This is a genomic window from Polynucleobacter sp. MWH-UH2A (assembly GCF_018687195.1).
Classification (GTDB): Bacteria; Pseudomonadota; Gammaproteobacteria; order Burkholderiales; family Burkholderiaceae; genus Polynucleobacter.
Genome location: NZ_CP061321.1, coordinates 1,463,341 through 1,476,232, shown reverse-complemented (window position 1 = coordinate 1,476,232; position 12,892 = coordinate 1,463,341). Strand labels below are relative to the sequence as shown.

Below are 12,892 nucleotides of genomic sequence, written 5' to 3'. Positions count from 1 at the left end.
GTTTGTCTTAGCGCAAATCTTCCGCTTGAATGAGTAGTACTTGCTCTTCCCCTGCGGAAACCTCCATCCAAATTGCTGGTATCTGAGGAAATGCTTTTTTGAAATTCTCATACTCATTGCCAATCTCAATCAGAATCGCGCCACGTTCAGATAGGTAGTCTGGCGCGTTGGCAATAATGCGTCTGACGAGATCCATGCCATCGTCGCCGCCAGCAAGTGCTAATGCAGGCTCGGCGTGATACTCGGCTGGCAGAGCTACCATGGAATCGGCGTTTACATAGGGTGGATTGCAAATAATTAAGTCAAATAGATTGTCTTCATTTGGCTCTGGCAGGGCTTCCCACAAATCACCCTCTAGGAGCTCTACTTGAGAACCTAAACCATGACGATCCACATTGCGTGCTGCCACTGAGAGTGCGGGTAGGCTGATATCACATGCACTAACATGAATATCAGGGCACGAGAGTGCCAGTAAGACCGCTAATGATCCGTTGCCAGTGCAGAGATCCAAAACTTTGCCATCTGCTGGAAGCCAAGGCTCTAACGATCCATCAATAATGAGTTCGGCAATCCAAGACCGCGGAACAATGCTTTGTTCGCTACAGAAAAATGGAACGCCCATGAGCCATGCTTCCCCAAGAATGTAGGCAAGGGGCTTGCGTGAAGAAATGCGTTCATCTGCAACAGCTAATGCTTGTTGATGTTGCTCGCCAGTGAGTGTTTGATCGAAGTGATCAAGTGCATCAGCGGGGCTTAATCCTAATTGCTTACTAACAATCCAGAGGGCTTCACTTTGTGCATCAATGGCGCCATGCCCATAATGCAAGTTTGCAGCTTCTAATTTTTGAGTAATAAGGTCAATCGATTGATTGACTGAGAGGGCTTGTGAAGGCTCAGGGTCCATGATGGATCAAGTTGTAGTTGAGAAGGAATAAAAGTCTTACTTAGGCAATGAGCTGCTCAAGTGTTTTGCGATAGATATTTTTGAGTGGCTCGACATCATCAATGTTCACGCACTCATCAATTTTGTGGCTGGTGGCATTGAGCGGTCCAAACTCCACAACCTCTTTACAGATTTTGGCAATAAAACGACCATCACTGGTGCCGCCGGTGGTTGAGAGCTCTGTATCGACCTGAGTTTCAGATTGAATGGCTTTGCGCAATGCTCCCGCTAACTCACCGTCGCCAGTAATGAAGGGGCTGCCACCGAGAACCCAATCAATCTCAAAATCCAGCCCTGCATCGCGTAAGACTTTTTCTAGACGCTCCTGCAGTTGTTCCGGTTTGCTCTCGGTAGAGAAGCGGAAATTAAAGTCGATGACTAATTCACCGGGGATAACATTGTTTGCACCAGTTCCAGCATGCACATTGGAGATTTGAAAGCTGGTTGGCTGGAAATACTGATTTCCTTTATCCCACTCGGTTTCAACTAAGGCGGCAATTGCTGGCGCTGATAAATGAATTGGATTTCTACCAAGATGAGGGTAGGCAATATGAGCCTGAATACCCTTCACTCTTAATTTTCCGGACAGCGAACCACGACGACCATTCTTGATCATATCGCCCAATTGATCCACTGAAGTGGGTTCACCAATTACACAATAATCCAAACGCTGTCCTTGTTTTCGGAGGCGTTCGCACATAATCACGGTGCCATCGTTGGCCGGACCTTCTTCGTCACTGGTAATCAGAAAGGCGATCGATCCTCGATGATCTGGGTGGGAGGTGACAAACTCTTCGGTCGCTACAACAAAGCCAGCTAAGGAAGTTTTCATGTCAGTAGCTCCACGACCATAAAGCTTGCCATCACGAATGCTGGGTGTGAATGGGTTGCTAGTCCACTTCTCTAATGGGCCCGTTGGAACGACATCAGTATGGCCAGCGAACATCAGTACTTTACCCTGGTCGCCAGCTTTCCCTTTTTTGATTGCCCATAAGTTCGTGACTTGAAAAGTCTCAGGACCACTAACTACGCTTTCAGTATGAAAACCAATTGCTTGTAAACGTTTGGCAATTAAATCTTGGCAGCCACCATCCGCCGGTGTGACGGAATGACATGCAATGAGAGCTTCGGTTAGCTCAAGGGTGGCGCTCATAAGTAATTGTCAGAAGTTAAATTAGTCGCGAAGCAGCTCGTTGATAGCTGTTTTTGCTCGGGTTTGGGCATCCACTTTCTTTACAATAACAGCAGCATAGAGGCTGTACTTACCGCAGGCAGAAGGAAGCGACCCAGGAACAACTACTGAGCCCGCTGGAACACGGCCATAGTGCACTTCACCCGTCTCGCGATCGTAAATCTTGGTGCTTTGGCCAATATAGACGCCCATAGAGAGGACGGCATTTTCTTCAATGACCACGCCTTCAACCACCTCAGAGCGTGCGCCAATAAAGCAGTTATCTTCAATAATGACAGGGCCGGCTTGAATTGGCTCTAAGACGCCACCGATTCCAACGCCACCAGAGAGGTGAACATTTTTGCCAATTTGGGCGCAAGATCCAACGGTTGCCCATGTGTCTACCATCGTGCCTTCCCCGACATAAGCGCCAATATTGACATAGGAAGGCATCAATACTGCATTTTTGCCAATAAAGGACCCACGACGGGCAACCGCTGGAGGCACTACGCGGAAGCCGCCGGCGGCAAAGTCAGCGGCTGTATAGCTCTCGAATTTACTTGGAACCTTATCGTAGAACTGGGTATACCCCCCAGCGCTCATTGGAATGTTGTCTTCTAAGCGGAAAGAAAGCAGCACAGCCTTCTTAACCCATTGATTTACTTCCCACTTACCGACAGCGCGGCGTTCGGCGACTCGAATAGTGCCATTATTTAGGCCTTCCAAGACGGCATTTACGGCGCCACGGACATCGCCGGGAACGCTATTGGGTGAGAGGTCAGCACGGTTTTCCCAGGCTTGTTCAATGATGTTTTGTGGTGATTGGCTCATGCTTTTTAGTTAACTATCAGATTGTTAAGGGATTTTGTCCCTGAAGGTGGATTTATCATTATATCGATGGGGCAAAAACCCGTCCAAGTAGCCCCAAGCTTGCTATCATCTTCCCACTTTAAGATGTAATTTTTAGTCCTTTATTTGAACCCCTTTTTTCCCTGCAAAGTGCGCCGTGCAACTGAAATCCATCAAACTTTCCGGCTTTAAGTCTTTCGTTGACCCAACCCATTTTGAAATGCCTGGCCAATTAATTGGTGTTGTGGGGCCAAATGGTTGTGGAAAGTCCAACATTATTGATGCCGTTCGCTGGGTTTTAGGTGAATCTCGCGCTAGTGAATTGCGTGGTGAATCCATGCAGGACGTCATCTTTAATGGTTCTGGTTTGCGTAAACCATCTGGCCGTGCCAGCGTTGAACTCATTTTTGATAATTCAGAGGGTCGTGCACAAGGTCAGTGGAGCGCATTTACTGAATTAGGAATTAAACGTGTATTAACTCGTGATGGTAATTCTAGTTATTACGTTAATAACCAAGTTGTGCGTCGCAAAGATATTCAGGATATTTTCTTGGGTACCGGTATGGGTCCAAGAGGTTACGCAATTATTGGTCAGGGCACGATCAATCGAATTTTGGAAGCAAAGCCAGAAGAATTGCGCGTATTTTTGGAAGAAGCAGCAGGCGTTTCTAAATATAAAGAGCGTCGCAAAGAAACTGCATCTCGTCTAGAAGATACTGTTGAAAACTTAACGCGTGTTGAAGATATTCTGCGCGAACTAGATCAACAACTCACTCGTTTAGAAAAGCAAGCGACCGTTGCAGAGCGTCATGCCGAGCTCTCTGCTCAAATGAAATCGCAGCAACAGCTTTTGTGGTTTGTCCGTCAGACTGAGGCTGGTAAAGAGCAAGAGCGCCACGCCAACGGCATCCGTGATACCCAGGTAAACCTAGAAGAGCAGACTGCCAAACTACGCCACTCAGAAGCAGAGCTCGAGACGATGCGTACACAACAGTACGCCTTACAAGATAAAGTATCTGAAGCTCAAGGTGAGTTGTATCAAACTAATGCGGATGTGAGCCAAGTTGAATCACAAATACATTATGTGCAAGAAGCTCGCCAACGTTTGCAGCAACAAACCCAAGATCTTCAAGCACAGTTGCAGCGTTGGACCGTGCAGGAGACGGATGCTGCACAGGCACAACGCACTACTGAACATGAGCTCACATTAGCAAGTGAAAAAGAGCAAACACTATTAACAGAATTAAATGGCTTGCAAGAGCAGATGCCAAGTCGCGATGAAGCTTATCAAACTGCTTCTCGTGATTTAAATAATGCCCGTGAGACCTTGGCAACAATTGAGCAGCGTCTTGCTAGTTTGGGTGAACGTATTCGTGCGATGTCTGCGCAGGCTGATGAGCTCAAAGGGCGTGAGACCCGCTTGACTAGCGAATTGGATGGTATGCGTCGCCCTGATGCAGAAGCATTACAAATGGCGATTGATCGACATGCGATGGCGCAACGTAAAGTTGAGGAAGCAAGAGCTCGCGCTGGAGAAACCCAGCAGCGCATTCCGGCTGCTGATGAAGCTCGCAATACCGCACAACAAAAGATTCAAACGGCCAATCAGGATTTGGCGCAAACCGAAGCGAAGTTAACCGCACTAACTGCTTTGCAGGCGAGCGTTCAGGCGCAAGGAAAAATTGGACCATGGCTGGAAAGCAAGGGGCTTAAAGAAAGCAAGCGCCTCTGGCAAGAATTAAAAGTGGAAAGTGGTTGGGAGGCCGCTCTTGAGTCGGTGTTGCGTGAGCGTCTAGCCGCGGTTACCGCAAAGAGCGTTCAAGAAACATTGGCATTGGCTAATGATGCGCCCCCAAGTCGTTTGGCAATTTTGCTCACAGAAGAAATTAGTCCTGCGCATACATCCGCTCCCGCGGATTTCACTCCATTGCTGAGTCGCGTACAAAGTGCCGGAGTGCCTCGTCTTACTTCGGTGCTGCAAGAATGGTTAGACAATATTTATATCGCCTCTAGCCTGGAAGATGCTTTGCATCGTCGTGAAAAATTACCCGCAGGTGGCGCATTTGTTACGCAACAGGGTCATTTAGTAAGCCGTGTGGGTGTTCAGCTTTATGCGGCTGACTCAGAACAAGCTGGCATGTTGGCACGCGCTCAAGAAATGGAAAGTCTTGAGAAGCAATTGCGTGTACAACAGCTGATGCAAAGTGAGTTGAAGGGCGAGTTGGATCAGTGTATTGCCAATTACCAAGCTGCTCATCAAGCCGCTGAGCAAGCACGCATTGCCGCAGAGCAGTCTGTGCAAGAAGCTCATGGTTTTGAAGTGGAAAGAATGCAATTGACCCAAGCTGAAGAGCAATACAGTCAACGTGCCGCCCAGATTCAAAATGAATTAAGTGAGTTGCGTCAACAGATGGAGCAGTTAAGCTTGACTCATGAGCAAGCTACTGCTGAGTTAAGTCAGTCAGAAGACTCTAAACAAGGGCATCAAGAGGCCTTGGCTTCGGCGCAGCAAAAATTAGAGCTAACTACTCAAGAACGTGATCAGTTGCGTGAGTCCTTACGTGTTGCCGAAATGGCGGCTCAAGAAGCGGCCTTCGCTACTCGCTCACTACAGCAGCGAATCGCAGATTTGCAGCGTGATCAGAGTACCGCGCGCACACAGATCATGGAGATTCAGGATAAGCACGATCTAGCCACGCAAGAATTAGAAACGCTGAGCGATGAAGAGGCACAAGAGAAGTTACAGGGATTGTTATTGGCGCGTAGCGCACGTGAAGCCGCTTTAGCAAACGCACGTACCGAGCAAGATGCTCTTTTGCATCAATTGCGCGAGGTTGATGAAGTCCGTATGCAAATTGAACGTAGCCTGCAACCAATGCGCGATAAGGTGGTAGATTTGCAGTTGCGTGAGCAGGCCGCACGTTTGAACTATGAGCAGTTTGCGACATTGCTGGCGGATGCGGAAGCTGACTTAAGTGCGTTAGAAGCTAACTTTAGCCCTGATCTGAAGATTGGCGCTTTGCAAAGCGAAGTGAATCGCTTGAATGCTGAAATTCAGTCTTTAGGTCCAGTTAATATGGCTGCGCTGGATGAGCTAGCAAGCTCTCGTGAACGCAAGCAGTTCTTGGATGCGCAATCAGCGGACTTGAATGAAGCAATGCAGACCTTGACTGATGCGATCGCTAAGATTGATGCTGAAACGCGTGATTTATTACAGGGCACCTTCAATCAAGTTAATACCCACTTTGGAAAACTCTTTCCAGAGTTGTTTGGTGGGGGGCATGCTGAATTGGTGATGACCGGTGAGGAGATTTTGGACTCTGGCGTTCAAGTAATGGCGCAGCCACCAGGTAAGAAAAATAGCAGCATTCATTTGCTCTCGGGGGGCGAGAAGGCTTTGACTGCGATTGCCTTGGTTTTTTCACTTTTCTTATTGAATCCAGCGCCTTTTTGCTTGCTCGATGAAGTTGATGCGCCATTGGATGATGCGAATACCTTGCGCTATGCGCAGATGGTTGCCAAGATGTCCGAAAAGACGCAATTTGTCTTCATTTCACACAATAAGATCACTATGGAAATTGCTCATCAGTTAATCGGTGTCACGATGCAAGAGCAAGGCGTATCCCGTATTGTTGCAGTTGATATCTCTTCAGCCGTTTCAATGGTGGAGGCTGCTTAAGTGTACGTGGAACAAATCATGGCGACACTGGGCTTGTCTGATTTGCAATTTGCATTGGCCGCTATCGGTTTACTGATATTGATATTGGTGGCCGTTCTCAATTGGAGATACTCTCGCACTCGTCGTAAGGCGAAAGAGCAAAGCGCTTATGTATTTGACGACCGCGTTGCTCGCGAGCCATCTTTTGTAAAAGGATTCGCTGATGTTGATTCGGGAGATCGTTTGGAGCCAAGCTTTGGTGATGTGATTCCAGCGACCAGCTCTACAAAAGAAAAGTTTGCAATTGATCCTCGTATTGATTGCGTCATTACGCTTCGCTTCAATGAGGCGATTTCTGGCGCAGAAATTCTTGCTGAAATGCATGCATGGAGTGACTTGCAATCTAACCCTTCCGTGCGATGGATCTGTGAGGGGCTTAATGACAATCAAAGTGCCACAAAAGGCTGGGAAGAGCTGAGATCAGGCGCATTTTATTCTGACTTGCAGTTGGCGATTCAATTGGCAAGTCGACGTGGCCCAATCGGCGTTCTTGAATTTTCAGACTTTTGCTCTCGCGTTCAGGCCTTATCCAATACTTTGGGTTCCCAAATTGATATGCCAAGCGTTAACACCATGTTGGAGAATGCCAAAGAGCTAGATGCGGTGGCCGCCGAAAGCGATATTCAATTAAGCATAAATATTCTATTTGATGAGCCTTGTCCCTGGAGAGATTTTGATGCTCTTATGCGACTGCGTGGCTTTAAATTAGCACGAAATGGTCGCAGGTATGAATTCTTTAGTAATGACACTTTAATTTTTAACAGCACCGACTTGGATTCGGGCGTGCCGATTACGCAATTAACCTTATTACTTGAAATTCCTTTGGTTCCTCAATCTCAACGAGCTTTCGAGAGAATGTTGGGTGAGGGTGTCGAGATTGCTCAAGTAGCGCATGGTCGTTTAGTGGATGATAATGGTATCAATCTGAGTGAAGCTGCCGTGATTAGTATTCGTCAACATCTAGATGTCCTTTATGCCAATCTTGAAAAGTCTGGCATTGCAGCAGGCTCTTCTACTGCCGGCCGACTCTTCAGCTAGGAATTACCTTGTCGTTGAATATTCCGACAAACTTAGCGGAGCGTTATGCTTTTCTACAAGCAGAATTAGCACGCTTGGAGCATGCTTACTATGTTCTCGATAATCCCTTGTTGCCTGATATTGAGTATGACAAGCTCTATCGTGAGTTGCTGGAAATTGAAGCTGCACATCCAGAGTGGGTAACCCCACAATCTTTATCTCAACGTGTTGGTGGCGTTGCATTAAAAGAGTTTGATTCGGTAACGCATGAAGTTCCCATGCTTTCCCTCAATAATGCTTTTGAAGAGTCAGAGTTGGTTGCCTTTGACCGTCGTTGCCGTGAAGGCTTGCATACTAATCACGTTGCTTATGCAGGCGAGCTTAAGTTTGATGGACTAGCAATCTCCCTGCGCTATGAGAATGGCTCTTTAGTTCGTGCCGCCACTCGTGGCGATGGTGCTAGTGGTGAAGATGTCACGGCAAATATCAAAACGATTCGCGCGATTCCGCTGAGGTTAACAGGCAAAGATATCCCTAAGGTCTTGGAAGTCCGCGGTGAAGTCTTTATGTATCTCCAGGATTTTGAAAAAATGAATCAGCAAGCTGCTGCTTCTGGGGAAAAGGAGTTTGCTAACCCACGTAATGCGGCTGCCGGTAGTTTGCGCCAGCTTGATTCCAAAATTACTGCAAAACGACCGCTATCTTTCTTCGCATATGGCTTGGGCGCACTTGAGCCACAGTCTTGGCTGCCAGAGACGCATGAAGAGTTGTTAAATAAATATATTGTGTTGGGCTTACCTGTGTGTTCTGAGCGCAAGGTATTGCATTCTATTCAGGAGATCCTGGGTTTTTACAACACTATTGGAGCAAAACGAGATGCTCTGCCATATGACATTGATGGCGTTGTCTATAAGGTCAATTCGTTTGCTGAGCAGGCTAAGTTGGGTTTTGTCTCTAGAGCCCCTCGCTTTGCCCTAGCGCATAAATACCCTTCTCAAGAAGCGCTGACTACAGTTTTGGGAATTGACGTTCAGGTAGGGCGAACTGGAGCTATCACTCCAGTAGCGCGCTTAGCTCCAGTTGAGGTGGGTGGCGTCACTGTTACAAATGCCACTCTCCATAATGAAGATGAAGTCAGACGCAAGGATGTTCGAATAGGCGATACGGTTTCTGTAAGAAGAGCAGGTGATGTGATTCCAGAGGTGGTATCAGTAATTAAGGAACGCCGACCTAGTGACGCTCAAGAGTTTCAAATGCCGACACGCTGTCCAGTTTGCGATTCTCATATTGAGCGCTTGGCTGATGAAGCGGTTGCTCGTTGTAGTGGCGGATTATTTTGTGGGGCACAACGTAAACAGGCCTTAATTCACTTTGCCCATAGAAGGGCTATGGATATTGAGGGGCTTGGTGAAAAAATTGTTGATCAATTAGTTGATCAGAATCTTGTAAGAACTCCTGCTGATCTCTACCGCTTGGGATTTACTGCGTTAGCAAACTTGGAGCGCATGGGTGAAAAGTCTGCTGACAACCTAATACAGGCAATTAATCAATCCCGAAGCACAACTTTAGCTCGATTTATCTTTGCTCTGGGTATTCGTCACGTTGGCGAAACTACCGCCAAGGATTTGGCTAACCACTTTCAGTCAATGCATGCATTGATGGATGCAAATATAGAAGAGTTACTCAGCGTTAAAGATGTAGGCCCTGTGGTTGCTGATTCAATTACGAGTTTTATGAAAGAGGCCCATAATCGCGAGGTCATTGAGCAGTTATTGGCTTCTGGCATGCAGCTTGCTGTAGAAGAGAAAGTCATTAGTGCGGCCGTTGCCGGAAAGACCTTTGTTCTGACAGGCACATTCCCGACCATGACACGTGACGAAGCGAAAGATTTGCTTGAAAAAGCGGGCGCAAAAGTAGCTGGCTCAGTATCCAAGAAAACGGACTATGTAGTTGCTGGCACCGATGCTGGCAGCAAACTCACTAAAGCAGAAGAGCTGGGCGTGCCCGTCATTGATGAAGCGGGCATGCTGGATCTCTTGAAGTAAGAACTTTCTTACACTGCTTTAAGGTGGCTCGTGTATCAGAATAAGTCTATGCTTGCCCCTTGCATATGAATCTTATAGAAAAAATTTCTCCCATAGTTAGTCAATCTAATTACGTAAAACAAGCAAATGCGATTCTTGCGTCTTCGAGGCCCTTTTCACGCACAACTAATGTAGGCCATCTCACTGCTAGCGGGTTAGTTGTTCAGGATAATAAGGTCTTATTGATCTTTCATCCTCACATTAAAAAGTGGTTTCAGCCAGGCGGCCATATTGATGAAGGGGAGTCACCGATTGAAGCAGCCATTCGTGAGGTTTATGAAGAAACTGGCTTAGTTTGTGTTGTTGAAACTGAGAATTCTGAGCCAATTGATGTTGATGTACATGAAATTCCGGCTAACCCCGCCAAGGATGAAGGCGCTCATCTTCATATTGATCTGCTTTATCAATTAAGAGTGTTGCGCAAAGAAAGGCCCTTAGAGGAAATATTCTGCGCTTGGTTCTCTTGTGATGAGGTACAAAGCCCTCGTATACAGAGGGCCTTAAGTCGCTTAGGTGCTTAAAGCTTCAAGCAACTCAGTCTCTAGCTGAATCTGTAGCTTTGGGTTTTTTCCCAGGTTGGCGGCATCCAATAGCAATACGTCTTCAACACGCTCACCAAGAGTATTGATTCTGGCGGAGTGAATTGAGACTTGGTGCTTTGCTAGGACCCTAGAGATTGTGTAAAGCAGGCCGGTGCGGTCACTCGCAGAAAGTGCGAGGGTGTAATAGCGTCCACGATCGTCCGGCATCATGTGAACACGTGGCTGGATTGGGAAAATCCGTGATTGTCTTGAAAGGCGACCCATACTTGGGTTGGGCAAAGGGTCGGCTTTCGAGAGGGCGGCTGTTAGTTCAAACTCAACCAGCTGAATGAGGTCTCGATAGCTACCACCTTCGTCAACAAGGTTGCTTCCAGAAATCTGGAAGCTATCTAGAGCGTAGCCATGATGCGTTGTGTGAATGCGGGCATCCCAAATAGAGAAGCCATGCCTTTCAAAGTATGCGCATATCCGAGCAAACAGATCTTCTTGATCCTTTACATAGATCGCTACTTGCAAGCCTTCGCCAACAGGCGAGAGTCTCGCTCTCACAATCGGTTGATCTGTATTCACCTTGTTATATAGGTGGCGTGTTAGCCAAGCGATATCAGATGAATCTTGTCGCAGAAAAAAGGCGACATCGAGCTGCTTCCATAGATCTTCATAGGAAGCATCGCTGATTCCGTATAGTCGCAGCTTGGTTCGCGACTCCTCTTGATGTTGTGCGAGTTCTGATGAGGCGTCTGGCTTGGCGCCGCCAAGCACCCTTAAAGTGGCTCGATAAAGGTCTTCTAGTAATTTCCCTTTCCAGGCATTCCATACTTTAGGGCTGGTTCCACGCACATCCGCGACGGTTAAAAGGTAAAGCGCTGTGAGATGTCGTTCATCGCCCATCTTCTTGGCAAATGCCTTCACAACATCGGGGTCGGTTATATCTTGTTTTTGTGCTACCTGACTCATGTTCAAATGCTCGGCAACGAGCCACACCAAGAGTTCAGTATCTTTTTTATCTAGACCATGTTCTTTTGCGAACTTGCGCATGTCAGCTTTGCCTAGTTGTGAGTGATCACCACCACGGCCTTTAGCGATATCGTGAAAGAGAGCTGCGATGACGAGCAACCACGGTTTTTCAAAATGGGCAATTAAGCTACTGCAGAATGGAAACTCATGGGTGTACTCCAGCACCATGAAGCGACGCACATTGCGTAATACCATCAAGATATGTTGATCAACGGTATAGACATGAAATAAGTCGTGCTGCATTTGGCCGACAATTTTTCTGAAGGCGGGTAAATATCTTCCAAGAACGCTGCTGCGATTCATGAGGTGGAACGCTCGACTTACCCCCTCAGGTTGCTTCAAGATTTCAATAAACAGCGCTCGATTGATGGGGCTAGTACGCCACTTGCTGTCCATTTTGGTGCGCGCGTTATAGAGTGCCCTAAAAATGGTGGCAGACAAACTTTTAACGCTTGCAGTTTGGGCAAATACCAAGAAAGTCCGCAGAATTTGCTCTGGATGTTTTTGAAAGAGCTGTGGGTCGGTGATATCTAAAACACCTTGGCGCTCAATAAAGAATTCATTTCCTTCGCCAGGTATCGGGTGAGTGGTTTTAGATTCTTGTGGAAATAGCAGTGCTTCAATATTTTGTAGCAGCACATCATTTAACTGGGTGACTGCTTTAGCTGCCCAATAGTAGCGACGCATAATCGCTTCGCTTGCTCGGCGTGATGATTCCTCTTCAATGCCCATGGTGTGAGCTAAAGGAGATTGCAAGTCAAAAGCAATGACATCTTGCCTGCGTCCTGCTATCAGGTGAAGATTGGCGCGCAAAGTTTCTAATAATCGTTGATTACGATTGAGCTCTGTTAGCTCTCGCTTGGTGATTAATCCAGCTTCGTGTAGGTCATGAAAGGTATTACCCAGCAACGCTGCCTTGCTGACCCATGAGATCACTTGGAGGTCACGTAAACCACCAGGGCTTTCTTTGCAATTAGGCTCAAGTGAGTAAGGAGTATTTTGGTATTTGTAATGCCGTTGAATCTGTTCCGCTAGCTTTGCCTGAAAGAAGGAGCGGGGATCCATTGCGCTCTCATAAGCTTTTGCAAATTCTTTAAAGAGGGATTTTTGTCCGCAAAGGTAGCGCGCTTCGAGTAAAGAAGTGCGCACGGTGATGTCTTGCTCTGATTCAGAGATGCACTCCGCAACAGTTCGTACTGAAGAGCCAATTTCAAGACCAGTGTCCCAACAGTTCGCAATAAATTGCTCTACTTTTTTTGATATCCCCCCAGATTCCTTATTTTCATTGGGAAGCAAAATCAAGATATCAATATCGGAGTAAGGGAATAATGCACCTCTGCCATAACCACCAACAGCAACTAGGGCTGCTTCCTTGTTTAGGTTGCAACTACTCCATAGTTGATTGAGTAATTGATCAGTGAGTTTGCTGAGTTGCTTTGTAAGCTTGCCTACAGCCTGCGTGTTCTTGAATTCGGTATAAGCAACTTCACGAGCAGCGCGAAGGCTTGCTGCATCAATGACTTTGTTTGTCGTTGCCGACGAGTTCATTTG

8 protein-coding genes are annotated in these 12,892 nt (G+C 47.0%); 4 read left to right on the top strand and 4 right to left on the bottom strand.

Going from position 1 to position 12,892, the window contains the following annotated elements; genetic code table 11:
- Positions 1-7 precede the first annotated feature (7 nt).
- The 3 genes from prmB to dapD are packed head-to-tail and all read right to left on the bottom strand — an operon-like array spanning position 8 to position 2,945.
- The gene (gene prmB / locus IC571_RS07690) at positions 8-904 is read right to left on the bottom strand and encodes a 50S ribosomal protein L3 N(5)-glutamine methyltransferase (RefSeq protein ID WP_215315758.1); all 897 of its coding nucleotides are present in this window, start codon (positions 902-904) and stop codon (positions 8-10) included.
- A gap of 40 nt (positions 905-944) precedes the next feature.
- Positions 945-2,096 carry a succinyl-diaminopimelate desuccinylase gene (dapE, locus tag IC571_RS07685; protein WP_215315756.1) on the bottom strand — a complete coding sequence of 384 codons (1,152 nt, stop codon included), beginning with the start codon at positions 2,094-2,096 and terminating at the stop codon, positions 945-947.
- 21 nt (positions 2,097-2,117) lie between these two features.
- The gene (gene dapD, locus IC571_RS07680; protein ID WP_215315755.1) at positions 2,118-2,945 is read right to left on the bottom strand and encodes a 2,3,4,5-tetrahydropyridine-2,6-dicarboxylate N-succinyltransferase; all 828 of its coding nucleotides are present in this window, start codon (positions 2,943-2,945) and stop codon (positions 2,118-2,120) included.
- Positions 2,946-3,120: 175 nt separating this feature from the next.
- On the opposite strand from dapD, the gene smc reads away from it, so the two are divergent.
- The 4 genes from smc to IC571_RS07660 all read left to right on the top strand — a co-directional run bounded on the left by smc (position 3,121) and on the right by IC571_RS07660 (position 10,303).
- Entirely contained in the window at positions 3,121-6,642 is a 3,522-nt protein-coding gene (gene smc / locus IC571_RS07675; RefSeq protein ID WP_215315753.1) for a chromosome segregation protein SMC, read from the top strand.
- Positions 6,643-6,660: 18 nt separating this feature from the next.
- Positions 6,661-7,719 carry a cell division protein ZipA C-terminal FtsZ-binding domain-containing protein gene (locus IC571_RS07670; protein ID WP_215315752.1) on the top strand — a complete coding sequence of 353 codons (1,059 nt, stop codon included), beginning with the start codon at positions 6,661-6,663 and terminating at the stop codon, positions 7,717-7,719.
- 8 nt (positions 7,720-7,727) lie between these two features.
- Complete coding sequence (ligA, locus tag IC571_RS07665; RefSeq protein WP_215315750.1) at positions 7,728-9,743, top strand: NAD-dependent DNA ligase LigA; 2,016 nt, start codon at positions 7,728-7,730, stop codon at positions 9,741-9,743.
- A 221-nt stretch (positions 9,744-9,964) separates the two neighbouring features.
- A complete protein-coding gene (locus tag IC571_RS07660) occupies positions 9,965-10,303 on the top strand; it encodes an NUDIX domain-containing protein (RefSeq protein WP_251373309.1) in 339 nt (112 codons plus the stop codon).
- Here the strand turns inward: IC571_RS07660 and IC571_RS07655 are convergent.
- Positions 10,292-12,889 carry a [protein-PII] uridylyltransferase gene (locus IC571_RS07655; protein WP_215315746.1) on the bottom strand — a complete coding sequence of 866 codons (2,598 nt, stop codon included), beginning with the start codon at positions 12,887-12,889 and terminating at the stop codon, positions 10,292-10,294. The genes IC571_RS07660 and IC571_RS07655 overlap by 12 nt on opposite strands.
- Positions 12,890-12,892 lie beyond the last annotated feature (3 nt).